This window comes from Nonomuraea turkmeniaca, from assembly GCF_005889735.1.
Taxonomy (GTDB): Bacteria; Actinomycetota; Actinomycetes; order Streptosporangiales; family Streptosporangiaceae; genus Nonomuraea; species Nonomuraea turkmeniaca.
In genome coordinates this window covers 1-25228 of the sequence record NZ_VCKY01000016.1, presented here as the reverse complement: position 1 = coordinate 25228, position 25228 = coordinate 1, and the positions used below count along the sequence as shown (strand labels likewise).

23 protein-coding genes and 2 pseudogenes are annotated in these 25228 nt (G+C 69.2%); 9 read left to right on the top strand and 16 right to left on the bottom strand.

The window, feature by feature from the left end:
• Positions 1–411 precede the first annotated feature (411 nt).
• The 3 genes from ETD86_RS07005 (at position 412) to ETD86_RS06995 (ending at position 2462) form a co-directional block, all read left to right on the top strand.
• A complete protein-coding gene (locus tag ETD86_RS07005) occupies positions 412–1071 on the top strand; it encodes a hypothetical protein (RefSeq protein WP_138665276.1) in 660 nt (219 codons plus the stop codon).
• A gap of 113 nt (positions 1072–1184) precedes the next feature.
• Positions 1185–1781, top strand: coding sequence for an LGFP repeat-containing protein (locus ETD86_RS07000; protein ID WP_138665275.1), 597 nt, complete (start codon positions 1185–1187; stop codon positions 1779–1781).
• Between the two features lie 69 nt (positions 1782–1850).
• Entirely contained in the window at positions 1851–2462 is a 612-nt protein-coding gene (locus ETD86_RS06995; RefSeq protein ID WP_170222919.1) for an LGFP repeat-containing protein, read from the top strand.
• A gap of 380 nt (positions 2463–2842) precedes the next feature.
• Here the strand turns inward: ETD86_RS06995 and ETD86_RS06985 are convergent, their stop codons facing one another.
• Positions 2843–3685, bottom strand: coding sequence for a hypothetical protein (locus ETD86_RS06985; RefSeq protein WP_138665273.1), 843 nt, complete (start codon positions 3683–3685; stop codon positions 2843–2845).
• A 416-nt stretch (positions 3686–4101) separates the two neighbouring features.
• On the opposite strand from ETD86_RS06985, the gene ETD86_RS06980 reads away from it, so the two are divergent.
• From ETD86_RS06980 to ETD86_RS06970, 3 genes are read left to right on the top strand one after another with little or no spacing between them, the layout of a single operon-like run.
• A complete protein-coding gene (locus tag ETD86_RS06980; protein WP_246147719.1) occupies positions 4102–4242 on the top strand; it encodes a hypothetical protein in 141 nt (46 codons plus the stop codon).
• A 40-nt stretch (positions 4243–4282) separates the two neighbouring features.
• Complete coding sequence (locus ETD86_RS06975) at positions 4283–4843, top strand: PadR family transcriptional regulator (RefSeq protein WP_138665272.1); 561 nt, start codon at positions 4283–4285, stop codon at positions 4841–4843.
• 11 nt (positions 4844–4854) lie between these two features.
• Positions 4855–5574, top strand: coding sequence for a VOC family protein (locus ETD86_RS06970; protein WP_170222918.1), 720 nt, complete (start codon positions 4855–4857; stop codon positions 5572–5574).
• A 168-nt stretch (positions 5575–5742) separates the two neighbouring features.
• On the opposite strand, the gene ETD86_RS59940 is transcribed toward ETD86_RS06970, so the two are convergent.
• The gene (locus ETD86_RS59940; RefSeq protein WP_246147718.1) at positions 5743–6402 is read right to left on the bottom strand and encodes a Mu transposase C-terminal domain-containing protein; all 660 of its coding nucleotides are present in this window, start codon (positions 6400–6402) and stop codon (positions 5743–5745) included.
• Positions 6403–6506: 104 nt separating this feature from the next.
• Here ETD86_RS59940 and ETD86_RS59935 point away from each other — a divergent pair, with 104 nt between their 5' ends.
• Both ETD86_RS59935 and ETD86_RS59930 read left to right on the top strand, forming a co-directional pair.
• The gene (locus ETD86_RS59935) at positions 6507–6680 is read left to right on the top strand and encodes a hypothetical protein (RefSeq protein ID WP_425465617.1); all 174 of its coding nucleotides are present in this window, start codon (positions 6507–6509) and stop codon (positions 6678–6680) included.
• Positions 6681–6700: 20 nt separating this feature from the next.
• The gene (locus ETD86_RS59930) at positions 6701–7201 is read left to right on the top strand and encodes a carbohydrate-binding protein (protein WP_246147730.1); all 501 of its coding nucleotides are present in this window, start codon (positions 6701–6703) and stop codon (positions 7199–7201) included.
• Here ETD86_RS59930 and ETD86_RS06950 read toward each other — a convergent pair.
• Positions 7164–8201 carry a LacI family DNA-binding transcriptional regulator gene (locus ETD86_RS06950; RefSeq protein ID WP_246147716.1) on the bottom strand — a complete coding sequence of 346 codons (1038 nt, stop codon included), beginning with the start codon at positions 8199–8201 and terminating at the stop codon, positions 7164–7166. The two genes, ETD86_RS59930 and ETD86_RS06950, sit on opposite strands and share 38 nt — an antisense overlap.
• A 462-nt stretch (positions 8202–8663) precedes the next feature.
• Here ETD86_RS06950 and ETD86_RS59585 point away from each other — a divergent pair, with 462 nt between their 5' ends.
• Entirely contained in the window at positions 8664–8810 is a 147-nt protein-coding gene (locus ETD86_RS59585; protein ID WP_342779235.1) for a sugar-binding domain-containing protein, read from the top strand.
• Positions 8811–8836: 26 nt separating this feature from the next.
• Here ETD86_RS59585 and ETD86_RS59580 read toward each other — a convergent pair whose 3' ends face one another.
• The 13 genes and pseudogenes from ETD86_RS59580 to ETD86_RS06890 form a co-directional block, all read right to left on the bottom strand.
• A complete protein-coding gene (locus ETD86_RS59580) occupies positions 8837–9217 on the bottom strand; it encodes a hypothetical protein (RefSeq protein ID WP_342779234.1) in 381 nt (126 codons plus the stop codon).
• A gap of 58 nt (positions 9218–9275) precedes the next feature.
• Complete coding sequence (locus ETD86_RS06940; protein WP_138665270.1) at positions 9276–10973, bottom strand: cellulase family glycosylhydrolase; 1698 nt, start codon at positions 10971–10973, stop codon at positions 9276–9278.
• A 61-nt stretch (positions 10974–11034) separates the two neighbouring features.
• Complete coding sequence (locus ETD86_RS06935; protein WP_246147714.1) at positions 11035–12513, bottom strand: glycoside hydrolase family 43 protein; 1479 nt, start codon at positions 12511–12513, stop codon at positions 11035–11037.
• Positions 12514–12611: 98 nt separating this feature from the next.
• A complete protein-coding gene (locus tag ETD86_RS56735) occupies positions 12612–13037 on the bottom strand; it encodes a hypothetical protein (RefSeq protein WP_211369873.1) in 426 nt (141 codons plus the stop codon).
• 13 nt (positions 13038–13050) lie between these two features.
• Positions 13051–13548 (bottom strand): alpha-galactosidase, encoded by a 498-nt coding sequence (locus ETD86_RS56730; RefSeq protein WP_211369872.1) that lies wholly within the window; start codon positions 13546–13548, stop codon positions 13051–13053.
• A complete protein-coding gene (locus ETD86_RS56725) occupies positions 13545–15527 on the bottom strand; it encodes a beta-galactosidase (protein WP_211369871.1) in 1983 nt (660 codons plus the stop codon). Before ETD86_RS56725 ends, ETD86_RS56730 begins: the two co-directional genes overlap by 4 nt.
• Before the next feature lie 7 nt (positions 15528–15534).
• Positions 15535–18048, bottom strand: a pseudogene (locus ETD86_RS57965) (TIM-barrel domain-containing protein); the annotation flags it as partial.
• A 4-nt stretch (positions 18049–18052) separates the two neighbouring features.
• Complete coding sequence (locus ETD86_RS06915; protein WP_246147712.1) at positions 18053–18877, bottom strand: carbohydrate ABC transporter permease; 825 nt, start codon at positions 18875–18877, stop codon at positions 18053–18055.
• A 71-nt stretch (positions 18878–18948) separates the two neighbouring features.
• Positions 18949–19866, bottom strand: a complete 918-nt coding sequence (locus ETD86_RS06910) for an ABC transporter permease (RefSeq protein ID WP_246147711.1) — start codon at positions 19864–19866, stop codon at positions 18949–18951.
• Positions 19863–21527: an ABC transporter substrate-binding protein gene (locus ETD86_RS06905; RefSeq protein ID WP_170222917.1), complete on the bottom strand. Its 1665-nt coding sequence runs from the start codon at positions 21525–21527 to the stop codon at positions 19863–19865. Before ETD86_RS06905 ends, ETD86_RS06910 begins: the two co-directional genes overlap by 4 nt.
• A gap of 451 nt (positions 21528–21978) precedes the next feature.
• Entirely contained in the window at positions 21979–24057 is a 2079-nt protein-coding gene (locus ETD86_RS06900) for a beta-galactosidase (protein WP_211369870.1), read from the bottom strand.
• 20 nt (positions 24058–24077) lie between these two features.
• Positions 24078–24989, bottom strand: coding sequence for a carbohydrate ABC transporter permease (locus ETD86_RS06895; RefSeq protein WP_211369869.1), 912 nt, complete (start codon positions 24987–24989; stop codon positions 24078–24080).
• Positions 24986–25228 (bottom strand): annotated as a pseudogene (locus ETD86_RS06890) (sugar ABC transporter permease); the annotation flags it as partial. The gene ETD86_RS06895 and the pseudogene ETD86_RS06890, both read right to left, overlap by 4 nt.

Sequence of the window (25228 nt, the reverse complement as noted above, 5' to 3'; positions counted from 1 at the left end):
GCCCACGCTCGCCTGCGCGGCCGTCCTGCTGGCCGGTTCCGCCCTCGCCGCCCCCGCCTTAGCATCCGGCCCCGACGACGTCGGGTGGGGGCCGGTGCGCTCCCTACCCTTCCAGGGCTCACGGGCCCACGCCGACGGCCGGACGTGGGACGACGAGGACAACGGCAGCTTCAACTTCGAAGCCCGCGTCTACGACCACAGTTCCCCGCCCTGGCTGTGCGGCTACCTGCAGATCAAGATGACCAACCCCGATGAATGGGACAAGCCCAGCTACCACACCGTCAAAAAGTGCGGCCCCAACGGTTACGGCCGCTCCGGGATGCGCGCCTGGGACGAAGACGGGCCCCGCACCATCGCGATCCGCGTGTGCTACTGGAACCAGCGCACCAGCCGGGCCACTCGCTGCGGTGGATGGCGACTGGTCTATTCCACAGCCGCTACTCGGCGACGTGGTCGACCTCCGGTCGCGCCCTGGGCGGCGACCTGCCCTGGGCGTTCTACCAGGACATGTCCCCCAGCGGCTACCAGAAGCGCTTCGAGCAGCTCACCGCTCAGGGCTTCCAGCCCGCCGCGGTCAGCGCCACCGGCGCCGGCACGGGCGCCCGCTTCGCCGCCATCTTCGTGAAGAAGCCCGGTTCCCGGTTCATCGCCAAGCACGGTATCAGCGCGGCCGAGCTGCTCAGCACCTCCAGCACCGCCCGCGCGCAGGGCCTGATGCTCACCTCGGTCGACGTGTACGGCACCGCCGCCGCCAGGCGCTACGCCGCGGTCTGGTCGGCCAACCCCGGCCGGGTGAACTGGCTGGTCAAGGTCGGCCTGTCGCAGGCACGGCACGAAGCCGAGTTCAAGCGCCAGGTGGCGAAGGGCTACCGCGCCGCGGCCATCACGATGAGCACGACCGGCGAGTACACCACCGTCTGGCGCGACGACAAGTCCGGCCCTTGGTACTCCTACGTCAACATGACCGCCCCGGTCTACCAGAGCCGGTTCGACGAGCTCGGGGCCAAGGGCTTCTACCCGGTCCACATCAGCACCGAGCTGGGCCGATACGCCGCCATCTGGACCCAGTGAGGATCACCGCCAGGCAGCTCAAGAGCCCGTCAAGTTGTCGAAAGCCCGCATGAAAGTGGCACCCCACTACACAAGGGGTGCCGCACCCAACCTCTCGTTAGAAGGGCACTCCCATGGGCCGCACAGCTTCCCGTTCACTCACCGGTCTGGCCGCCGTCGTGGCGACGGCCGCTGTCTGTCTCGCCGTACCACAGGCCGCATCCGCCAGTAGCGCGTGCGACTCGTCGCTGGTGGCGCCCGCCGGCAGCCTCATCGGTGGCCTGTGGCGCTCCAACGGGGGCGAGAGGAGCGTGTTCGGCTGCCCGGCCACCAAGGAGTTCGGTTACCCGGACAAGAAGGGTTCCTGGCAGCGCTTCCGCAACGGCAAGATCGTCTGGTCGCCGAACCTCGGCAACGACACCCTGGTCCGCGTCTTCCAGAAGGGCGACAACATCGTCTTCAAGTGGAGCGGTCTCGGCCGTGACTGGGACTACTTCAACGTCCGCTGGAGCAAGGACGGCGGCAAGGCCACCCAGGTCCAGACAGGCCGCCTGACTCCGTGGAGCGGCCAGTACCGGATGGCCCCGTACGTCCAAGGCGGCGTCGGCACCACCACCAACGGCCACGGGTCCGACACGTTCGCCTACGTCGTCCAGGGCTGCGACAAGACCACCTTCGGCTCGGACTGCGGCCCGTGGAGCATTCCCACCTCCATCAGCCTCGCCCACTGACCCCGCTCCTCCCGCCGATCCGCCGGCCTGTGAACTTTCATCCTGATGAGCATCCGAAGGGACCCAACCATGGTAAAGATCCGCTTCTTACTCGCCGCTGCCACGGCAACAGCCGGCCTGGCGATCCTCGCGCCCGCCACCGCGCAGGCCTCCACCACCTCCGCGTGCAACCCGGCCCTGGTGGCCCCGCAGGGCAGCCTGATCGGCAACTTCTGGCGGTCCAAAGGCGGGCAGAAGAGCGTGTACGGCTGCCCGACCACCAAGGAGTTCGGCTTCTCGGACAAGAAGGGCTCCTGGCAGCGCTTCCGCAACGGCAAGATCGTCTGGTCGCCGAACCTCGGCAACGGCACTCTCGTCCGGGCCTACTTCACCCGCGACCGCGTCTTCTTGGCCTGGAGCGGCCTCGGCCGCGACTGGGACTACTTCAACGTCCTCTGGGACAAGAACGGCACCGGGAACCGCCAGGTCAGAGTCGCCCGCCAGACCCCATGGAGCGGCGCCTTCAGCCTCCCCGTCGATGTGTACGATCCGGGCCCGGAGGGTGAGGAGTACGCGTCCTGCAGCGCCCACGGCGGCTGCACGACAACGTTCAGCTTCAGCGTCGAAGGCTGCGACCGTGGCACCTTCAAGTCCGACTGCAGCCCCTGGAGCATCCGGACCTCCGTCACCCGCGAAAACTGATCGTTACGGCCTCCACCCATTCCCGCCCGGCGCCCCGTGGTCGACGACGACAAACGCGCCGTGGTCCTCGCCCGCCGCGAACGCGGAGAATCCATCCCGGACCATCGCCGCCGGGGTCAACGTCTCCATCGGCGTCGTCACAAAGCTCTCGCAGACGCCAACGCCTCGTAGGCCGCCGAGGCAGAGCGCGGCGGGGGTGGTCAGCGCCTCCTGGCCTTTGTCCGGCGCTCAGCCTCCGACAGTTCCGCGTCGATCTCGTAAAGCCGCTCACGGTCGGCGGCCGACAGGCTTGAGGTTCCTCAGCAACGCGACCGCGGCGCGTCCAGGTCTCCGTCCATCACGCTCTCCCTGTCTGCATGCCTGGGGATCTTGTACGTGAATCAGTGGCGACTTACTGACGTACGGTTCGGGGTCTCATAGGTCGTGAAGGATCGTGTCGGCGGGGTCGCCGAAGAGCGGGCCGGGAGTGGCGAGCAGCTGGTCGACTGCCTCGGTACGGGTGGCAGCGCGATGCACGACGACGCGCCCGTCGGGAGCGAGGGCCTGCCAGCGGCGGCCGGAGCGATAGACACGCCCGAGCTCGGTGTCGTCGAAGCCGTCGTGGATGTGCACGCGGTAGGAGCCATCAGGCAGGCGCGGCAGGTTGTCGGTGAGCGCGGCGGCGGCCAGCTGCGCCGGGGTGAAGGGACTGATCGGCCGCTCACGCGGCGAGCGAGCGCGCGGCCTGCGGGGCGTGCGGGCCTCGGGCCCGAGGTCGCGCAGGGCGCGGGTGCGACCAGCGCGGCCAGCAGCGCGGTCACGGCCTGCACGCGGTTGGTGCTGGCCGATCCGGGCACCGGGCCGTCGATCGTGCAGGCGACGTCACGGCCGCGATCGTCACGCTGGAGCCAGCCGACGCAGCGGCTGCGCACGATGACGTCGGTGCGGCCGGGCACGCGGCTCTTGAGCAGGCTCCAGGACGCCAGGCCCGCCGGCGAGGTGTCGATGGTTCTGCCGCGGTCGTCGTGGAGCGGGCCGACCGTCACCGCCGCGTGCTCGGCGCCGGGGATGCCCAGCGCGGCCGCCGCGTGCCGGGCGGCGAGCAGCACATCGCGCCCGTGCGCGTCGTCGGCGGGCAGGGTGGTGACGAGCCGCCCGTCACGGTCGTGGATCTGCCAGCCGCCGGGTGCGGCGTGCACCCATCCCGCCCGTGCCCCGTTGTCGCTTTCCGGAGTCGCGTGCACGGATATCAGGAGTCGTCTGCACACGCGCGCTGAGGGGCGGAGCGCCGACGGCGAATGGGCGGTAGATGGCGGCGGCGAGGTAGAGGCCAGGACTGATGGGCTTCTTGTCGGCGAAGATCCGCAGGCAGCCCGCCTCGGTCGGAGCGGCCAGTTGCCGGTCCAGAAGCTACCCGGCGGCCGAGCGGGTCTTCGGCACCCTGATGCCGCATCGCCGGCCCGCGACTACGAGACCCGATCGGCCGGCTCCGAGTCGATGATCTATTGGTCGATGACCGACGACATGACCCGCCGCTTGACCGGAACGGCCACCCCGACCTGGCGCGATCCCGCACCAGGCGGTCACTTCGGGGCGTCACCCGTAGGGCGGATCGAGCGCCTGATGGTCGGCCGGACGGGTGGTGATGGTGGCCCACCGGATGCGGACGGTCCAGCGCGCCGACCGCATCGCCTTCCGGGACGGTGGCCGGGTCGTCGAGGAGGGTGATCATGAGGAGCTGGTACGCCGCGGCGGCCGCTACGCCGATTTCCTCCACGTTGGTGCGGTAAGCTCCCGGTAGCAGCTAGCCAAATTTGGCTAGCGAAGTTCGGGAGGGTTCGATGAAGCCGGTACGGCTGCTGGTCCTGGGCGCGCTGCGCAGGCGCGGGCGCGCCCACGGCTACCAGGTCCGCGCGGATCTGGAGTCGTGGGGCGCGCACGAGTGGTCGACCGCCACCTCGGGCTCGGTCTATCACGCGCTCAAGAGCATGGCCGGTCAGGGCCTGCTGGTGACGCACGAGACGGTCGCCTCCGAGGCCGGAGGGCCGCCGCGGATCGAGTACGAGCTGACCCAGCAGGGCGAGCGGGAGTACCTCGACCTGCTGGGTCAGGCGCTGGCCGACCGCGAGCCGAGCCTGGACGTGCTGGGCGCCGCTGTCGGCCTCATCGAGGACCTTCCCCGGGAGCGGGCCCTGGAGTTGCTGCGCAAGCGGGCCCGCGCCATGCGCGAGTGGCGCGCGAGCATCACCGCGTACCTGCCCGAGGGCACGGATCTGGCGACCTGGGGCCCGGTGGGCGAGGTGCTGTCCCTGTGGCTGAGCACCGCCGACGCCGGCGCCCAGTGGACCGACCGAATGATCCACCGCCTGGAAGAGGGCGCGTTCACCATGGCCGGCGAATAGGAGTTCCCCCGATGGCCAACGAGATCGCCATACCGCTGCTTCCGTGCCGCTCCATCGACGAGATGGTCGACTTCTACACGATGCTCGGTTTCCGCCGGATCTACTACCAGGTCCGGCCGAACCCGTACGTGTTGCTCAAGCGCGAGGATCTCCAGCTGGGCTTCTTCGGCATGCCGGAGGCGTTCAAGCCCGAAGACTCCTACGGGACCTGCGTGATCGTCGTGCCGGACACCGGAGAGCTGTTCGAGGCGTTCGCCGCGGGCATGCGCGCGGCGCACGGCAAGCTCCTGGTCTCCGGCATCCCCCGGATGACCCGGCCGCGCAGGCGGAAGAACGACGGCAACCACTCCGGCTTCGCCGTCATCGACCCCGGCGGCAACTGGATCCGCTTCATGGCCGCCCGCCCCCTGCCGGAGAAGGAGGAGGCCACGAGCAGGCTCACCACCTCGCTGGACCGGGCGGTCGTGATGGGCGACTCCAACGGCAATCACGAGCGGGCGGCCGAGATCCTGGACGGCGCCCTGGAGCGGGACAAGGACACCGCGTCGGCGGCCGAGCTACTGGAGGCGCTGGTCTACCGGGCCGAGCTCGCCGTCCGCGCCAAGGACCACGCCGCCGCCGGGCACGCCCTGGCCCGGGCGCGCGCCCTCACCCTGACCGAGGCAGAACGCGAGCAGCTCGCCCAGTCCCTGGCGGCCATCGACGACCTCGAGGCCGTGCTTGGTATCTGACCGAGTACGGCGCTTGCGCGGAGCCGCCGAGCGGGGCGGCTGCCCGCGCATGTGGTGGCGCACGGGGGTCATGATGTCGCCGAGGTAGCGCACGTCCTCCTTAAGGAGTGCGCCGTAGGTCGGGGTCTGTGCTCAGCTCGGCTGGCCCGTGTTTGGGCAGGCCGTGTTTCACAGGTAAGGACGCATAAAACGCGTCAACGGCCGGATGCGTCCAGGGCGCTGCTCCACCATGGCGAACAGGGCGTTCTCATCGGCCTGGGCGCGGCCGTCCTGGCGCAGCCGGGCGATCGCGGCGCGCTGTTCCCACACGCTGATCGGCGGGCGCGACAGCATCCGGTACGGCACCGGCAGGTAGGCGTGCCCATCAGGGTCCAGCACCCAGATCCGGGACAGGTCGCGCGGGTCGCGGCGCAGCACGAACTTCTCCAGCCGGTCGCGGCGGGCGATCCAGGGCTTGAGCATGTCGCTGTAGTACTGCACGTGGTCGATGGTGAAGCCGGTCCGCCTCAGCGTCCGCCGGATCACCGGCAGGAAGTCGATCAGGAACGCGGTCTCGCTGGTCACCGTCGCGGGGCGGCCGCCGGCCGCGACGCCTTCAGCCCACCGTCCGGCCGGAGTCTGGCCCAGCGTGGCGTGCACCTGGCCGTGGTAGGCGGCCACCGCCAGGGCCAGCCACCGGTTCAGCTCGGCGACGGTCAACACCGCCGTGGCCTGGCTGTCGTAGCTGCCACGCTCTGCGGGGTTGGAGAAGGTGGTGACGGGCAGTTCGTGCACCATCTGCATCATTGTGCCGATCAGCCGCTCGATGATGCCGCCGAAGTGCGGCATGCCCTTTGGGCCGGTACGTCAGCGTGATCCCATGCTGAGCGCAGCCCCGGCGCAGCGCCTCGCTGCGGAACTCGGCGGCCTTGTCCACGTAGATCTCCTGCGGCTTGCCGCTCATCGGCCAGGCCGCCGTCTCCAGCCCGAGCCGCTCCAGCCACGGCCGCTTGTCGCACACCGTGTGCGCCAGGCACAGCCCGGCCGACAGCGCCGAGGACGCCTCCAGCGTGACCACCAGGCCGACCACGCAGCGGCTGGCCACGTCGATGGCCGCGGTGACGTAGGGGCGGCCGATCGACAGCCGATGCCGCTCATCGACCACCTCCAGGTCGACGGGCGTGTGGTCGATCTGCACCTGCTGCAGCAGATCCTCGATCTTCGGCGGGTCGCCGCCCGCCGGCCGGAGGCGGCGCGCCCCATCGGCGCCCTCCCGCGCCGTAGCGGCCGCCGCCGGGTCCAGCGCCTCCATCCCTCTGCGCCAGCGTGCCTTCGGCAAGGACCGTGCGTGGTCGCCGGGAGCGTAGCGGCTGTAGGTGGTTCGCAGTTCGTCGGCGAGTTTGGGCAGGGTGGCCGGGTGGTAGCCGAGGGCGGCGGCGACGATGGGGACGGGGCTGTCGGCTTCACCCGTTCGGTCGCCGTGGAGAAGTTCACCTACGGGCCGGACGGCTCGTTCACCGGGAGAGTCGCCTCGGCGGCGGGCGGCGGAAAGAGCGGGCTACGCCTGGATGGCGTCAACGGCACACTCTTCAACGTGAACTGGTCGCAGTTCAGCTCCTCGGCGGTGCCGTACTGTCACGGAGTGTGAGGGTGGTGGCGATCTCCAGCCCGAGCTGGGGAACCGGCTCGCCACGACCGAGGGTCAGCGCCAGTTCGGTGGCTGCGACCGACATCTCGAACAACGGCTGGTGCACGGTGGTCAGAGGCGGGTCGACCCAGTCCGAGACGACGAGGTCGTCGAAGCCCACCACGCTCAGGTCTCCCGGGATCGACAAGCCCAGCTCTCGAGCGGCCTGGTAGACGCCGAACGCCTGCATGTCGTTGGAAGCGAAGATCGCAGTCGGCCGGTCAGCGCGAGAAAGCAATTCGAGGGCCGCGGAGTAGCCGTGCTGGCGGGTGAGGGCTGTGCGGACCATGAGCTCAGGATCCGCGGTGACGTCGGCTTCAGCCAGCGCGGAAAAATATCCGGCCATGCGTGCCCGGCAGAACGGATGGTCGGGCCCATTGATCATCGCGATGCGCCGGTGTCCCAGGTCGAGCAGGTGCCGGGTGGCCGAGTGGCCGCCTCTCCAGTTGGTCGTGCCCACGAAGGGGACGTCGTCCGGCAGCTCGTCGATCGGATCGACGACGACGAACGGGATGTCCTTCGCCTTCAGCTTCTCACGCTCGGTCGCCAAGATCTGGGAGACGAACAGGACACAGTTGGAGCGGCGGCCTACCGTGTCGTCGATGGACGCGGCGGGCGACGAGTCGTGGGGGCCGAGCTCCGACACCATGACGCCGATCCGGCTCTTGCGGGCCGCCCGTTCGACCCCGCGGATGATCTCCACGGCCCACATGTCCTCCATCTTGCGGAAGACGAGCTCCACGGTGCCGCTCCGGTTGCCGGAGGGGCGTCGGTAGCCGTGCTCGTTGATCAGGTTTTCGATCCGGGCGCGGGTCTGCTCCGAGACGCCTGAACGGCCGTTGAGCACCTTCGACACGGTGGGGATCGAGACGCCCGCGGACTCGGCGATGAACGCGATGGTGACCGAAGGCGGCCCCTCACCCTGCGAGCTCTGCCTCGATGGGTTTTCGGTCACGTTCACCCTTCTGGCTGTAAAAGTGGATCCAAGGAAACTATAGAGCAAGTCCGAGAAAAACTTTCTCGTCTCCAGTGCCCGGTGACGGTGAGCGTCCGCACCCGAGGTATCCCCCTGACACCGAAAGGCCAAGCTCCACGCCTTCCCGCAACGGGCGTTCGATACTACGGATTCGTGCGAAACTTTCGCACGAGAAGAGGAAATGCGTGTCCCCTCGCTCCTTTGAAGACTTCTCACCTGGCTACGGAAAGCTCGCGCCGCGAGCCGCACTCCCTTCCGACGCCCCGCGGCTCGACCTGAACGGTGACTGGGCGTTCCGTTTCTCCTCGATCGGACTCGACGCGCCGGCCGGCTTCGAATCCCCCGCCTTCGACGACGAGGACTGGGATCGGCTCCCCGTCCCTTCGCACTGGCAGCGCCACGGGTACGGCAAGCCCGCCTATCTGAACATCCCCTACCCGATCCCGGGTGGACCCGCCGTTCGTCCCGGACGAGAACCAGACCGGCGACTATCGCCGTGTCTTCGATCTGCCCGGGTCGTGGGATGGGATCCCGGCCGTGGTGCGCTTCGAAGGCGTGGACTCGTGCGCGCGGGTCTGGCTCAACGGGGGGTGAAGTTGGGGGTGACCAGGGGCAGCCGCTTACCGGTGGAGTTCGACGCCACGCAGGCCCTGCGTCCGGGCCCCAACATCCTTGCCGTCCGGGTTCACCAGTACTCGTCGGGCACTTATCTGGAGGATCAGGACACCTGGCGGCTGTCCGGGATCTTCCGCGACGTCGCGCTGCTGGCCCGGCCCGTCGGCGGAATCCGGGACGTCTTCGTTCACGCCGGCTACTCCGATGGAGGCGGGCGGGTGCGGCTCGCGGCGGCCCGGCACCAGACCGACCTGGTCCCCGAGCCGCTGATCTACCTGTACACCGACCACGCCGTGCAACGGCGTCGGATCGGGGGCGGTCGGTCCCGGCGTCCTTCCCCAGCACAGGCTCGAGGTCAGGGCCGCCGACTTCGCCTTCATCCTCACCGAGACCTCCTGAAAAAGGGACCACCGCCCCGCGTACCAGCGGGGCGGTGGTCTCAGATCAGGACGTGGTGCCGGTGACCGTGTCCCCGGACCGGGTCACCTGGTAGGTGACCTTGGCGCCGCTCCAGAAGTGGAAGGTCAGCGTCAGCGGCGTGTTCTCCCGCATCTGGCTGACGAGCTCCTTGAGCAGGCGGATGGAGTTGTTTTCGTAGCTGGGAGAGTAGGACCTGCCGTACTCCTTGTAGGACGTCCAGTCGTGGGGTAGGGCGTTGGTGCCGTCGGCGTACTTGGCCTCCATCGTGGCGACCCGGTCGCCGTTGAACCGGGTGGGGATGGCCAGCGACTCCGTGGTGCCGGTCGCGTTCGACAAGACCGGTGTGTCGTAGCTGATCACATAGATCTTCCACGGGATTCCCGAGGAGAACCGGGCCTCGATCGTCGCGTTGACGCCGTGGGACCGGTCGCCCGCCAGCCGGGTGAGGGCCGCCGCCGTGAACGTGAGCTTGTCGCCGGAGACCGTGTAGTCCCGGCCCGGATGCAGCCTGCTGGCGCCGTGCCACAGTCCGCGGAAGTAGGTGCCGTTCTTGTTCAGGGTGAGTGACTGGGCCTCGATCGCGCCCGACTTCGGCAAGAAGATCGAGTCGCTTGACGTCGTGCCGGAACGGGTGGTGAAGCTCGACTTGATCTGCGCGAACAGACCGGGGTCCTTCCACTCCCCCAGAGTCTGCCGGTTGAGGTGCTGACCGTTGTCCCACCACATCGTGGTGAGCTTCTTGGCGCGCGCTTGGTAACCCAGCATTTCGAAGAACTTCAACTTCTCGCCCTGCTGGACGGCGTTCCAGTCCACGTCGAAGCTGAGCAGCCCGTACTCACCGACGATCACCGGGATGCCGCGGGAGGCGAAGGTCAGGGCCGCCCTGTCGAAGTAGCCGATCAGCTCCTGCTGGGTCTCCTCGTTGAACGTGGTGACTCCGGCGATGTTCACGCTGAAGGGCCAGTAGCCGTAGAAGTGGATGGTCGCGGCCAGGTTCTTGTCGTTCAGCGCGGAAATCTCGTTGTAGAGGCTGTCCAGGTACTTCTGGTCCGCGCTGGTGTGAACGGTGGGCAGGACCAGGATCCGGTCGGCGTTGCGGCCGCCAGAGCCGCGGACGATGCCGTGGAAGGACCGGTTGAGTTCGGCGAGGAGCGTCATCTTCTCCTCGTCGGTGGCGTTGTCGAACTGCGGCTCGTTGACGCTCTCGAAGAGCACCTTGTGCGGCGCGTCGCGGAACGCGGCGGCGATCTGGGTCCAGGAGGCGTTGAAGCGGGCGACCACCTCGTCGTGGTTGGCGGGCATCTTGGAGATCCACTGCCACGAGTCGTGGTGGACGTTGATCAGCACGTACAAGTCGGAGGCGAGCGCCAGGTCGACGACCTCCTTGACCCGGTTCATCCACGTCGCGTCGATGGTGTACGGCGCGGTGCCGGACTGGTGGTCGGTCCAAGTGACGGGGATGCGGACGCTGCGGAAGCCTTCGGATCGGATCTTCTGGAACAGCGCCTTGGTGGCCAGGGGGTTGCCCCACGAGGTCTCATCGGGGAACGCGTCCAGCGTGTTGCCCAGGTTCCAGCCGGGCTGCATCGCCGCCACGAGATCCGTCGCGCTGTGGACGCGCTTGGCGGCGGTGGCCGCGGTGGGGCTCGCGGTCAGCCCCACCACTAAAGTGATCAGCGCGATGAGGACGCTCGCCGCGCGCGAGAGGGGGTTCTTCCTCATTTCTTTCCTTCCGTGAGTGGTTGAGCAGGTGGCTACGGTTCCGGTACGGGGCTGAGGGCGGTCATGGCATGGCCTCGTAGTCGAACCAGTCGAAGTGCACGGTGCCGGTCGCGGCGTACATGCCGATCACCCGGCCGGTGAAGCCGCCCGCCACCTCGGTGGACAGGTAGCGGCCGTCGAGAGTGGCGAGCGCGGGCAAACCCTCGATGCCGAACGACAGCGTGTCGGGCTCTGCGCGCGCCTCGCCCGGCACCCGGGGTCCGCCGGTCTGGACGGTGAGCACCAGCGGACCGGCAGGGAACGGATGCTCGGCGACCACGGTTCGCACCGAGCCGATGCGGGCGATGACCTGCACCCGGCCGTCACCTGCCTCGATCTCGTAGTGGTGCCGCTCGTCCAGCCGGACCGCCAGGCCACCGCGCCCCCGCGTGGGGTCGATCAGGGTGCGAGCGCGCCACTTCAGGTGTTGCGCGCGGCGGCCGAGGAAGGTCACGTCGGGGTCGTCCAGGGACGGGCCGCGGGCGCGGAGCGTCAGCCAGCCGGGCCGCTCCTTCGTGGTGCACCGATCCGCCGGACGGCTCCGCACCGAGATCCAGTACGCCTGGAGCTCGGCGAGGTCGAAGTCGTCGCGGTCCGCCACGGCCGATCCGTCCGGCGTGCCCGAGGCGAGCTCGCCGACGACGGGCCAGCCATCCACCCAGGTCACCGGGGCGAGGAAGGTTTCCCGGCCCAGGACGTGCCAGCCGGGAGTCCCTCCGCGCGGCCGTACACCCAGCAGGACCATCCACCAAGATCCGTCGGGAGCCTGGACGAGATCCGCGTGGCCGGTGTTCTGGACCGGATGGCCGGTGCTGCGGTGCGTCAGGATCGGGTTGGCCGGGCACGGCTCGAACGGCCCGTCGGGCGCGGGACCGCGGGCGATCGACACGCCGTGGCCCCGCTCGGTGCCGCCCTCGGCGATAAGCAGGTACCAGTAGTCATCGATCCGGTAGAGATGCGGCGCCTCCGGGGCCGCGGCGCCCGGCGTGCCTGACCAGAGCTTGTGCAGCTCCCCGAACGTCTCTCCCGTCCGCGGGTCGATACGCACCTGCCCGACCCCGGCGACCGTGCACCAGCAGGTGCCGTAGTCGTCCCAGGCCAGATCGGGGTCGATGCCGGGGAGGCCGGGCAGCCGGATCGGGTCGGACCACGGCCCGGCCGGGTCGGCGGCGGTGAACAGCATGTTGCCGCCGCCATCGGCCACGACGGTGACGATCAGCCAGAACCGGCCGTCGTGGTGCCGGAGCGTGGGCGCGTAGACCCCGGCCGACGAGAGGGTGTCGGCGGACAGGCGCAACTGGCTCGGCCGCTCCAGGGCGTTGCCGATCTGCGTCCAGTGCACGAGGTCGCGGCTGTGGAAGACAGGAACACCGGGGAAGTACTCGAAGCTGGAGCAGGCGAGGTAGTAGTCGTCGCCGACACGGCAGACGCTGGGATCGGGGTGGAACCCGGCGATCACGGGATTGGCGACGGTGGCGGCCGCCTGAGGATGGTCTGGCACCCCGTGTGGTCCTTTCATCGGTGATTGATCGGTGGTCGCGGCCGGTGTCGTCATCGTGGGCACCGACCCGGTCCGGGCCGGTCTCGGTGCTCGTCGGTTCAAGGATCGTCCTCCCTTGAGCGAGCGAGACGGAGCAGCACCGCTGAAGGAGCGGTGGGCAGAGTCAGGATGAGTTCGGCTGTGCGGGAATCCCACACGGTCGTCGCCTTGCTGATCGGGGGATGGAGCAGCTCTGCGCGAACCGCCGCGTCGAGCGGGTACGGCAGGCGGATGGTCGTGGTGTCCTCGGCGCCGGAGCGTCGCCAGACAGTGAGGTAGGTAGCCGCAGGAGCGTGCAGGGCCAGTGCGATCCAGGAGTCGTCCCAAGCCGGGAGGCCGAGTGGCCAGGAGGGTACGGCCTGCGGCAGGTCGGCCCGAATGGCCTTGTAGACGGCGACGGCCTCGTGGACGAGGGCGCGGGCGCCGGGATCGAGGTCCGCGATGCGGCCGGACAGGTGGATCCGGCCGAGGGGCGCGCTGATCATGGTGAAGGCCACCTCATCCAGCGAGTCCTCGGGCTGCGGATAGGCCCAGACGGCGCCCTGCTCGGGAGGGACGGCGGTGGGCGCGGGGGGTGCGATGGGCGCGATTGTGGCCGAGCAGCCCGGCCGCGGGGGTCTCGCCGGGACGGCTGCTCGTGCCGGAGCCGGGGTCGATGTTGTGGTCCAGCTTGAGGTAGCCGATGCCCAGCTCGCCGACCAGGCGGTCCCCGACACGGTCGAGGTGGGCTCGGGCGGCGGGGTGGCGCAGGTCCAGGTGGTGCCGGTGGTTGTCGGTGACGCGGATGCCGTCGCGGCGGAAGAATGCCTCGTCAGGCAGGGACTCGGCGAGCGGGCTGCGAACGCCGATCACTTCCGGCTCAAGCCACAGACCCGGGACCATGCCGCGTTCGCGGACCCGGTCCAGGACCGCGCCGCCGGGCGGGCCGAAGTAGGTCAGGCGAGCGTCACTGATCTCTAGTCGTAAGGCGTCGTGGCCCCAACTGATGCTGGTCACGGGGTCCTCCCGTGCTTCAGTACGGCGCAGCCGCCTGCTGGCAGCTCGTCCACGGGAGCCCCCGTCAGCAGGTCGTGGGCGGGCTCGGGCAGGCTGACGGCGTAGGCGCCGTGGTTGAGGACGAACTGCCACCGGGTGCCGTCCGGAGCGTGCCGGGTGACGGATTCGAGGCCGGGTAGTTCGGGGTCGACCCCGGTCTCGTCGAGAAGTCTGCCGATCAGCACGGCGTACCCCGGATCGTCGAGGCGCGTCGAGAGGTACCAGCCCCGGCCCGCGCCGAAGTGATGGCGCGTCAGCGCGGGTTCCCCCGCGAGCATGCCGTGGGTGTAGGTGACCAACGCCTCGGCGCCCTCAGCGCGCAGGGACTCGCTCCAGACGGTGCCGTGTGTGCCGTCCGACAGGACGATTCGCTCGTCCCGGCGGAGGGGCCGAGGTTCCTCGACGCGAATGCCCAGCGCTTCGCGCAGCGGCATGGCGGGGTAGCCGCCGAGGCGGGCATGGAGGCGGTCGTCGGCGAACCCGTTGAAGTACTGGACGAGCAACGTCCCGCCGTCTGCGACGTAGCGGCGCAGGTTCGCGGCGCCGGCGTCGGAGAGCAGGAACAGGGCTGGAGCGACGACGAGCCGGTAACGGCTGAGGTCGTGTGCGGGGTGGGCGAAGTCGACCGTGACGCCGGCGTCCCACAGTGCCCGGTGGGCGCGGCGCAGGGTCGCGTGATAGTCGAGGTCCGCCGACGGCAGGCCATCGGACTCCAGCGCCCACCAGGCGTCCGAGTCGTGCAGCACGGCCACCTGTGCGGTGACCGTCGAGCCCGCGAGCTCGCCAAGACGTGCGACGGCCTCTCCGACCGCCTGGACCTCACGGAAGATCCTGCTGTCCGCTCCAGAGTGCGGGACCATCGCCGAGTGCCACTGCTCGGCCCCGGCACGGGATTGCCGCCACTGGAAGAACAGGGCGCCTTCCGAGCCACGGGCGATGTGGCCGAGCGTGTGACGCAGGATCTCGCCCGGCTCCTTGCCCAGAGTGCGGTCGCCGTCGTAGACGGTGTTGGTGCCCTGCTCCATCAGCAGCCAGGGACGGCCGCCCGCGAAGGAGCGGGCGCGGTCGGCGCCGAACGCGGTGTCCGCGGCGGCGTCCAGACCCGGCGCGCTCGGGTAGTGGTCGATGGCGACCAGGTCGACCTCCCGGCCCAAGGCCCACAGGTCCAGGTTCTGATAGCCGGGGAGCATCATGTTGGTCGTCACCGGCCGGTCGCTGCGAGCGCGGATCGCGTCGCGCTGTTCCCGGTAGGCGGCAAGGACCGTGTCGGACCAGAAGCGCCGGAAGTCCAGGGCCTGGCCGGGATTGCGGTGCCACTGGGTGGCACGCGGAGGCAGCACCTGATCCCAGCCGCTGTAGCGCTGGCTCCAGAACGCCGTGCCCCACGCCTCGTTGAGCGCCTCAAGTGAGTCGTGGCGGGCACGCAACCAGTCCCGGAAGGCGACGGCGGTGTGGTCGCACCAGCAGAGCGTGGTGTACTCGTTGTGCACGTGCCACATCGCGACCGCCGGGTGGTCGCCGTACCGCTCGGCGAGGGCCGTGGCGATGCGCACCGCGGCGTTGCGGTAGGCGGGGGCGGCCAGGCAGTAGGTGTCGCGGCTGCCGTGGGTGAGCCGGGTGCCGTCCGGTGCGACCGGCAGGGCGTCCGGGTGGGCAAGGGTGAACCACGGTGGCGGAGAGGCGGTGGGGGTGGCCAGGTCCACGGCCACGCCGTTGGCGTGGAGCCGGTCGAGGTGGGCGTCGAGCCAGGCGAAGTCGTAGCGGCACTCCTCCGGCTCCAGCAGAGCCCAGGAGAAGACGCCGACGGTGGCCAGGTTGACCCTGGCGCGGCGCATCAGCGTGTCGTCTTCCTTCCAGACCGGTTGGTCCCACTGCTCGGGGTTGTAGTCGCCGCCGAAGGCGAGGCCGCCGAGGCGGTCGATCAGGTGGCGGGTCGTCATGGCTGGTCCTTTCGGATCGGGAGCCGGGCTCCGTCGCGGGCAGGCGGAACAGCGGGCAGAAGGCGCCGTACTGGAACCAGCGCACCAGGACGTCGCGGTAGGCCGGGTCGTCGGGGTCGCCGCCGTGGAAGCCGCCGATGTCGGTGGTCCACCACGGGATGCCGGACATCATGACGTTCAGACCGGCTTTGATCTGGGTGCGGAGGGAGGCGAAGTCGGTGTCGATGTCGCCCGACCACAGCGCGGCGCCGTACCGCTGCGCGCCTGCCCAGGAGGAGCGGTTGGGCGAGACGATCTCGTCCTCGCCCGCCGCGCGCAAGCCGTCATGGACCATGCGGGCGTTCTCTCGCGGGTACATGGTGTCGACCTCGAGACCCGGGCCGGCGTGATACCGCAGGCCCTGCTGGTGCCCGGGCTTGAGCTCCGGCTCGCCCGCGTCGAGCCAGAAGACCTTGACGCCCAGGTCGTGGTAGTGGCGCCTGATGCGCTCCCAGACGTAGGCGCGCGCCTCGGGGTTGGTGGCGTCGTAGAAGGCGACCTGGGCGGAGTAGGCGCCGAGCCCCTTGTCCGGCCAGTCGGCGTGCGCGACCGGCCCGTACTCGGTACCGATGAACAGGCCCTGGTCCAGCATCGGCGCGTAGTTCGCGCTGACCGGACTGACGGAGGGCCAGATCGAGACCATCAGTTTGACGCCGAGTTCGTCCAGCTCGCGGACCATGGCGGCCGGGTCGGGCCACTCGGCGGGGTCGAAGCGCCACTCCCCCAGGTGGGTCCAGTGGAAGAAGTCGCAGACGATCACGGACAGCGGCAGGCCGCGCCGCTTGTACTCCCGGGCGACCTCCAGCAGCTCTTCTTGGGTGCGGTATCGCAGCTTGCACTGCCAGAACCCCGAGGCCCACTCGGGCAGTTCGGGTGTGTGGCCGGTCGCGTCGGCGTAGCGCCGCAGCACGTCGGCCGGCCGGCCGGCGGTCACCCAGTAGTCGATCTGGCGGGCGCTGTCGACGACCCAGCGGGTTCCGGTCTCAGCCAGCTCCACGCGGCCGATGGCGGGCGAGTTCCACAGCAGCCCGTAACGGCGGTCGGAGACCAGCAGCGGGATCGAGACCTCGCCGTTGCGCTGGACCAGGTCGATGACCGCGCCCTTCTGGTCGAGCAGGCCGTGGGTGTGCTGGCCCAGGCCGTACATCCGCTCGCCGGGGTAGGCGCGGAAGCGCTGCTCCAGCCGGTGGTAGCCGTTCCCGGTCGCGGTGTGGAGCCGGGGTCCCGGCCACCAGAAGTGGGCGGGTTGCTCGGCGAGCAGTTCGGCCCCGTCTTCGGTACGCAGGAAGGTGAGCCGCCCGGCGGTCGCCGGGAGCTCGGGGGTGAGTCGTTCCTCGCTGTCGGCGTCCACGCGGACGGTCAGAGCACCGTTGACCACGGTCGCGTGGTGCTCTGAGATGCTGATCCGCGCTTTGGCGCCGGGTGGCGGCGTGTCGAGCAGCGCCCCGGGAAGGTCGTCGAGCAGGGGGCCACCAGGGGTGGCCCGGACGCGGACGGCGTCCGGGCCCCACGCCTCGACGCGCAGGGTCTCACCCTTGGCACGCCATTCCAGGGCCTCGCCGAGGTCGCGGAAATGCGGGGACATACGAAGTGCTCCTAGATGAGGCTGTGTTCCGGGACCGGTCCGGTGCTCTGACGGACGGTCAGGGTGGGGCTGAGCAGCACGAGTTCGTCGGTGGGCTGCTCGCCGCGCGTGGATGCGGAGATCCGGGACATGACCTGCTCGACCGATGGCTCCCTCGTTCTGCACGACGAAGCCGGTCGTGTGCGGCCTGTCGGACAGGATGCGGCCGAGCGTGCCTGCGGTGCCCTCATAGGTTCCCTCGCATGGACGGTGCAGGAAACGCAGACCGCGCTCCTTCGCACGCGCGCGGAACCCTGCGAGGGTGCGCTCGGCGTATCCCGCGTGCCGCCGGTAGATACCGGAGCCGTAACCGATGAAGGCGATGTCACGGTGGCCCAGGTCGGCCAGATGATCCGCGCACAGCGCGCCGGCGGCGGAGAAGTCGTGGTCGACGCAGGACAGTCCTCGGGGGTCGTCGGGCAGGCCGATGAGCGCCGCCTGGGTCCGCAGGTCTCCCAGCGTCGGGATGCGCTTGTCGTCCAACTCGACGTCCATGAGGATGACGCCGTCGGCCAGGCCGCTCACCGCGAGGCGGCGGATACCGTCGGGGCCCTCGTCGTTGGTGATCAGCAGCACGTCGTAGCCCTGCTTGCGGGCCGCCACGGTGACGGAGGTGGCGATCTCCATCATGATCGGCACGTACACGTCGGTGCGGAGCGGCACTGCCAGGGCCAGGATGTGCGAGCGCTTGCCCGCCAGCGCCCGGGCGCCCGCGTTCGGGTGAAACCCGAGCTCGAGAACGGAACGCTCGACGCGCCGCCGGGTCTCGGCGGAGACCCGGCGCTTGCCGCTGAGCGCATAGCTGACCGTGCTCGGGGAGACACCCGCCGCCTTGGCCACATCGGCGATGGTCACCATGCGTTCAGCCCTTGATGGCGCCGGTCAGGACGCCGGTCCGGAAGTGCTTCTGGACGAACGGATAGACGATCACGAGCGGCACCAGGGTGAGGACCACCACGGCCATCTGCAAGGACAGCGGCGCGGTCTGCGAGTGCGCCATGCCGAAACCGGCGTTGACCGAGCCGGGCATGCCGACGCCGCGGTTGACGTAGGTCAGCAGCACATATTGCAGCGGCCACTTCTCGCTCTCCGTCGGCATGTAGAGCATGACGTTGAAGAAGGAGTTCCAGTAGCCGACGGCGTAGAAGAGGGCGATCACCGCGGTCACCGCCCGCGAGGTGGGCAGGATGACGGACCAGAGGATCCGCCAGTCACTCGCTCCGTCGATCCGGGCCGCGTCCATCAGTTCGGCAGCGGTGCTCGAGTAGAAGGAGCGGAGGATCAGGATGTTGAAGACCGAGACCGCGCCCGGGAGGATCAGCGCCCACCACTGTCCGTAGCCGCCCAGCCCGGTCACCACCAGGAACGTCGGGATGAGGCCGCCGCTGACGAACATCGTCACGATCAGCAGCACCAGGATGAAGCGGTGCCCGAACGAGCCCGATCGCGACAGGCCGTAGGCGCACAGGACGGAGACGACCATGGAGATCGCCGTGCCGATGATGGTGATGCCGAGGCTCACCAGCAGCGCGGTGCGCACGGTCGGGCCCTTCAGCATCTCCTCGTACGCCTCGAAGGTGATCCCGTCGGGCCAGATCACCAGGCCGCCGGCCCGGTTGATGGCGCCCTTGGTGGACAGGCTGGTCAGCACCACGATCCACAGCGGAACCAGCACGATCAGCAGCACCCCACCGAGGGTGACGCCCTTGGTTGACTGGCCGGCCAGGGTTGGCGGCTCCTGCCAACTTGGTCTTTGACTCATTTCCGGTACAACCCGTCCTCGCCGAAGGAATGCGCCAGCTTGTTGGCGCCCCAGATGAGCAGGAGCGAGATCACGCTCTTGAACAGGCCCGCCGCCGCACCGAAGCTGTAGTTCGTCGTGGCGATGCCGTAGTAGAAGGCGTAGGTGTCGAGCACCTCCGCGGCCTCGTGGCCGACCGCATCGCGCTGGATGAGGAACTGCTCGAAGCCGACCGAGAGCGCGCCGCCGAGCCGCAGCACCAGCATCAGCACGATCACTCCGCGCAGGCCCGGCAGGGTGATGTGCCACATCCGCCGCCATGGCCCGGCGCCGTCCGCCGCGGCCGCCTCGTACAAGCCGGGGTTGATGGCGGCCAGCGCGGCCAGGAAGACGATGATCCCCCAGCCGGCCTCCTTCCACACGCCCTGGAAGGTGACCAGGAGCGCGAAGGTGTCGGGATTGGTCATCACGTCCCAGGTGGCCAGATCGTTCGAGCGCAACCATTGGTTGAACGCGCCCGCGCCGCCCAGCATCTGCTGGAAGATCGTGATGACCAGCACCCACGAGAAGAAGTGCGGCAGGTAGACGACGGACTGGACGAAGTTGCGCACCCGCTCGCTGAGCACCGAGTTGAGCAGCATCGCCAGCACGATCGGGATCGGGAAGAACAGGATGAGCTGCACGAAGCTCAGATAGAGCGTGTTACTCAACGCGTGCCAGAAGCGCGAGTCGGCGAAGAGCTGCTGGAACTGGTCGAGGCCGGCCCAGTCGCTGTCCCAGATCCCGATCAGCGGGTCGTAGTACTGGAAGGCGGTGATGACGCCGACCATCGGCGCGTAACTGAAGATCAGCAGCAGGACGACTGCGGGCGCCACCATGATCAGCAGGGATCGGTCGCGCCGCAGTCTGTCCCGCCTGGTCAGGCCCTCGTTCACTGGCCCGTGCCGTACTTGTTCAGCACGTTCTCGGTCATCCAGCCCTTGAGCCGATCGGCGCCGCTCTTCTTCCAGGAGTCGATGACGTCCTTGACCTCGGCGACCGTCTTCTTGCCGTGGTAGCAGTCCTTGATGGCGTCGTCGATGGCCTGCGAGGTCTCCAGCAGGGAGATCTGCTGGGGCATGCTGATGTTCATGTTCCAGAACACCGGCTTGATGAGAGCGTTAACATTCTTGGCCTGCCAGGCCGCGTAGTCCTTGGTGACCTGGTCGGCGCCGGGGTTGCTGATGACCAAGGGTGGCGAGGCCAGGAAGGGAAAGGTCGAGGCCTGGACGAACTTCTTGCCGTCCTCGGTCGCGGTCGGCACGCCGTCCTTCATCGTGTGGTGGACGCCCTCCGCTCCGAAGTTGATCAGCGTGTACTCGGCCGAGCCGTACGGCGCCGCCAGGTAGTTGGCGATCGCCAGGCACTCCTCGATCTGCTCCGGCTTCAGGTTGATGTTGAGGTAGCTGATGATGCGGGCCGCCTCGCCCATGTACATGCGTCCGGGGCTCTTGCCGTCGTGGGAGATGTAGTCGAAGGCGCCCCGCCGGTAGTTCTTGTCGGCGGCGACGCCCGACTCGTAGTCGGCGAGGTGCCAGCCGCCGGCGCCCCCGCCGGAGATCAGCACCTTGCCCGCGTAGAAGCGGGCGTTGCTGTCGGCGTTCCGTCCGGCGATCGCGTCCGGGTGGAGGTAGCCCGACTTGGCCAGCTTGTAATGCCAGTCGAGCGCCTCGAGCAGCTGCGGCAGCTCGTACTTGTGGAACAGCTTGCCGCCCTCGACCTTCCACTTGAGCGGGATGTCCCAGGCGAAGCCCATGTAGGTGTAGACGTCGTCGAAGGCCCACACGCCGCGCTTGGCGTCGGTCAGTTCCTTGCCGAGGTTCATGTAGTCCTCGACGGACTTCACCTGGTCGGGGGTGATGCCCTTGGCCTCCAGGATGTCCCGCCGGTAGGTGATGTAGCCGGGGACGCTGAAGTTGGTGGAGAAGGAGGGGATGCCATACAGCTTGTCGCCCCACACGCAGGCCTGCCAGGCGCCGGTGGGGATGGCGGCGAGGTTGGGATACTTCTTGACCTTGTCACCGGCCAGGTACGGGGTCAGGTCGGCGAGCTGGGTGCCGACCAGCCGGTCGGTGCCGAACTTGGCGTTCCACCAGTTCGGCAGCTGGATCCAGTCGGGCAGCTTCTTGGCCGCCGCCATCGGCGTGACGATGGTGTCGTAGTTGTTGCCGTCGGCCGGCTTCATGGTGAGGGTGGCGCCCAGGGCCTTGTTCATGGCCTGGTAGAAGGAGTTGTTCGCGGGCGGCACCGTGCCCCAGAGCGGGGTGACGGCGGTGTAGCTGCCGCCCTTGCCCGGCACGCCCTGGACCGTGGCGATCCCGCCGGAGGGGTAGGACAGGAAGGCGGGTTCGGTCACCGCTCCGCCGGAGCCGGTGACGGAGGCGATGTCCGCCTTGACGGAGGTGCTCGGCACGTAGGACGGGAGCGCCGCCCGGAGCCCGGTCTTGGTGTTCGTGCCGACCTTCTGCTTCTGCTGGGGTGCGCCGCCGCAGGCGGCGAGGAGAGGAGCCATCGCGGCGGCACCGATGAAGCTTCTGCGGTTCAACTCGGGTTTCATGGGGGGTTTACCCTTCGAAGTCGTCGAAGCGCTTCTATGTTGCCGCGAGACTAATGACATGTTTCGGGCAACACAAGGGACGTTTTTAAACGAAAATTTCCTTTCTGGGAGGCATTGACAGCCCGGCAGGTTCGTGACAGCTTCGCTGACCACACTTCCATCGAGCCTGCTCAGAGGTCTGACACGTGAGCTTCCCGGCTCTGGCCCGCGGCCGGCACGGTTCCCTTCAGGGCCCCGCGCTGCCGATCCACAAGCGCGTCGACGACCTACTCGAACGGTTAACCCTCGACGAAAGAATCGTTGTGGTCGCGCAGCATGCGCATGACGCCGGCGCGCGAGGGGGTGCCGGTCTTTCTTCCCGCACCTGGGCGATGATGAGCCGGACGGCGATCTCGCGCAGGCTGAGGTCCTTCAGCACCCGCCGTTCGGATGGGCCATGGCGCAGCGACGGCTATGGCATCTCCAGCAGGACGCGTACATCCCATGGACCGAGACGCAGTTCCGCGCCGGCCGCGTGGTCGGCGCCGGCGAGCACGTCGCGCACCGCCGTCGGTGCCGGGACGGCGACCTCCTCCCAGGTCCAGTTGTGCAGGAAGCGCAGCCGCCGCCCGTCCGCCGTGACGGCGCCGGTTGAGGTCACGCCCGACGGCATGCCGCCCCACGACCCGGCATCGGGGACGAGCCAGCGGAACAGCGCCGTGGCCATGCCGGGGTTGGGGATGGTGCCGACGTAGGTGATGCGGCCCGCGCCGTACGGGCGGGTGGTCACGGCCGCCCACCCGCCGAAGTGCGGGTGCCGGTAGTCGGCGAGCACCTCGGCGTCCTGCGCGTGCGCGCCGTCCGCCCATCGGGTGCCCGCGGCGTCGGACGGCAGCCTCAGCGGTGAGCCAGGCGTGGCCTGCACGGGCAGGTCGGCCGGCAGGTTGCTGAACTCGTCGTACGACACGCCCGCGGGCTCGGCGAGCCGGGCCGGCTGGACTTCGCGGCGCGCGCGTGCTTCGTGATCGGCGTACGCGGTGCGCGGCCCGAGCACCAGATGGCCGCCGGCCGCGGCGTAGGCCGTCAGCCAGTCCAGCGTGGCGTCGTCGGCCGCGTACAGACCGGCGGCGACGAGGACCGGGTGCCGTGCGGCCAGCTCGCCCGGCTCGGCCGCCACCGCCTGAGCCGCGTGCAGCACCCGTACCTGGAGGCCCGCCTCGAACGCGCCACGGTAGAACGGGTCGAAGATGCCCTGGTAGGAACGCCGGTCCGGGCCGCCGTCCGGCAGTGCCAGAGCCGGCTGGGCGGTCAGCGCCCAATTGCTCGGCATGGAGTAGAGCATCGCGACGTCGGCGTCCGGGATCAGGCCCGCGACCAGCTCGCCGGCCGTCTCCAGCTCCGCGCCGATCCGGGCGATCTCCCGATAGACGCGGCCCGGGCGGCCGCTGTGCGGCAGGACGCCGCCCCAGTAGGTCTCGGTGCCGAAGACCAGGGTGCGCCACTGCCAGTACTCGATCATGTTCGCGCCGCGCGAGACGAGCGCCCAGGCGGCCTGCCGCCACTGACCGTCGTACGCGGGCTGGTTCATCCACGACGGACCGATGGCCTGCGCGTTGGTCTCGGTGACCAGGAAGGGCTCCTGACGTGAGGCGAACATCCGGTCGGCGCTGAGGTAGAACGCCCAGGTGTCGTGGGTGGCCCACTGCTGCGGGCCGCTCCCCCCGGCGGGCAGCGCGAGACCGTCCTGCATGGCGTAGTACGGGTTGCCGGCGGTGACGTCGAGGTGCCGGGTCAACTCGTCGTCGGCCACCGCCGGCCGGTCGTAGGAGATGCAGGTGGTGACGAAGTGGTCCGGCCTGGCGTATTCGCGCACGATATCCGCCTGCCAGGCGATGAACTCGGTGACCTGCTCAACCTGGAAGCGGCGCCAGGCCTGCTCGTACTGCGGTTGCGCGTTGCCGTCCGGCGTCCACAGGTCGGCCCAGGTCGACAGCCGATGCGACCAGTAGACCAGGCCCCACTCCTCGTTGAGCGTCTCCACGTCGCCGTAGCGGTCGCGCAGGTGATCAACGAAGCGCTGGAAGACGCCGTGGTTGTGCAGCAGCACCGGGCCTGGCTCGTTGTCCACCTGGAAGCCGATCACCGCCGGGTGCCCGGCGTACCGCTCCACGATGCGCCGGATGATCCGCTCGGCGTGGAAGCGGTAGGCCGGGTGGGTGAAGTCCATCTCCTGGCGGGCGCCCCACGGGATGCGCCGTCCCGAGCCCCGCTCGCCGGCGATCTCGGGGTACTGGCGGGCGAGCCAGGGCGGCACGGCATAGGTCGGGGTGCCGAGGATGACGCCGATGCCGCGCTCGTGCGCGCCGTCGAGCGTGGGCTGGAGCCAGTCCAGGTTGAAGCGCCCGTTCTCGGGCTCCCAGGTCGACCAGACGGACTCGCCGACCCGGATGACGGAGAAGCGCGCCTCGGCCATCAGGTCCAGGTCGGTCTTCAGCAGCTCACTGGGGTGGTATTCGGGGTAGTAGGCGGCACCGAAGAGCACTCGCGACACGTATGTTCCCTTCGTTTCGTTCATTGTTTGACCCCGCCGGCGGTGAGGCCGTTCTGCCAGTAGCGCTGGAGCATCAGGAACGCCGCGACCAGCGGGATGATGGACAACAGTGAGCCGGTGACCACCAGGGGGATGACGTCGCCGGTGCCGCCTCCACCCACCGACGCCCGCCCGGCCCAGTTGGCCAGGCCGACGGTGACGGGGTAGAGGGAGGGGTCGTTGAGCATGATCAGCGGCAGGAAGTAGTTGTTCCAGGTGGCGACGAGCGTGAAGAGCAGCACGGTGACGAAGCCCGGCGCGAGCAGGCGCAGCACCACCTGGCGGAAGATCCGGAACTCGCCGGCCCCGTCGATGCGGGCCGCCTCCAGGAGGCTGTCGGGCACCGCCTCCTCGACGTACACCCGCATGAGGTAGAGCCCGAACGGGTTCACCAGCGAGGGCAGGATGATCGCCCAGGGCGTGTTCACCAGCCCGACGTTCGAGAAGATCAGGTATGTGGGAATGACCAGGGCGGTGCTGGGAATCATGATCGCGCCGAGGACGGTTCCGAACAGCAGCCTGTTGCCGCGGAAGGCGAACTTGGCGAACCCGTAGCCGCCCAGGGCGGCCAGCAGCGCCGCGCCGCCCGCGCTCACCAGCGCGTACATCCCCGTGTTGAGCAGCCAGTGGACGTACACTCCGCCGTCAGCGGTGAAGACGTTCCGGACGTTGGCCGGCAGCGCGAAGTCACCTCCGAACCAGAGCCCGAAGCTGGAGAACAGCGCGCCGGTGGTCTTCGTGGCCGCCACCACCAGCCAGAACAGCGGCAGCAGGAAGTAGACCAGGACGGCGAGCATCCCCAACGTGAGCACCGGGCTACGACGCCGGCCCGCTGCGGCGGAGTGGGCGGCGCCGGCCGTGGCCCGGGGCGGCGCCGTTGCGGTGACGGTCATCTTCTCCTCCGGGCGACGGCGAGCTGGACGGTGTACGACACCACGACGATGACGAGCCCGAGCAGGAAGGAGACGGCCGCCGCGTAGTTGACGTCCTGGCTGACGAAGGCCAGGGAGTAGGTGTACAGGTTGGGGGTGTAGGCGCTGTCGATGACGTTGGGGGCCAGGCGCTGCAGCAACGCCGGCTCGTTGAACAGCTGGAAGCTGCCGATCACCGAGAAGATCAGTGCCATCAGAAG

Bases quoted from the DNA above. Each gene is read 5' to 3' on its own strand.
- ETD86_RS07005 (WP_138665276.1), top strand. From the start codon at position 412: ATGGCGACTGGTCTATTCCACAGCCGCTACTCGGCGACGTGGTCGACC.
- ETD86_RS07000 (WP_138665275.1), top strand. From the start codon at position 1,185: ATGGGCCGCACAGCTTCCCGTTCACTCACCGGTCTGGCCGCCGTCGTG.
- ETD86_RS06995 (WP_170222919.1), top strand. From the start codon at position 1,851: ATGGTAAAGATCCGCTTCTTACTCGCCGCTGCCACGGCAACAGCCGGC.
- ETD86_RS06980 (WP_246147719.1), top strand. From the start codon at position 4,102: ATGCGGACGGTCCAGCGCGCCGACCGCATCGCCTTCCGGGACGGTGGC.
- ETD86_RS06975 (WP_138665272.1), top strand. From the start codon at position 4,283: ATGAAGCCGGTACGGCTGCTGGTCCTGGGCGCGCTGCGCAGGCGCGGG.
- ETD86_RS06970 (WP_170222918.1), top strand. From the start codon at position 4,855: ATGGCCAACGAGATCGCCATACCGCTGCTTCCGTGCCGCTCCATCGAC.
- ETD86_RS59940 (WP_246147718.1), bottom strand. From the start codon at position 6,402: ATGCCGCACTTCGGCGGCATCATCGAGCGGCTGATCGGCACAATGATG.
- ETD86_RS59930 (WP_246147730.1), top strand. From the start codon at position 6,701: ATGCCGCTCATCGACCACCTCCAGGTCGACGGGCGTGTGGTCGATCTG.
- ETD86_RS06940 (WP_138665270.1), bottom strand. From the start codon at position 10,973: ATGAGGAAGAACCCCCTCTCGCGCGCGGCGAGCGTCCTCATCGCGCTG.
- ETD86_RS56735 (WP_211369873.1), bottom strand. From the start codon at position 13,037: ATGATCAGCGCGCCCCTCGGCCGGATCCACCTGTCCGGCCGCATCGCG.
- ETD86_RS56725 (WP_211369871.1), bottom strand. From the start codon at position 15,527: ATGACGACCCGCCACCTGATCGACCGCCTCGGCGGCCTCGCCTTCGGC.
- ETD86_RS06905 (WP_170222917.1), bottom strand. From the start codon at position 21,527: ATGAAACCCGAGTTGAACCGCAGAAGCTTCATCGGTGCCGCCGCGATG.
- ETD86_RS06895 (WP_211369869.1), bottom strand. From the start codon at position 24,989: ATGACCGTCACCGCAACGGCGCCGCCCCGGGCCACGGCCGGCGCCGCC.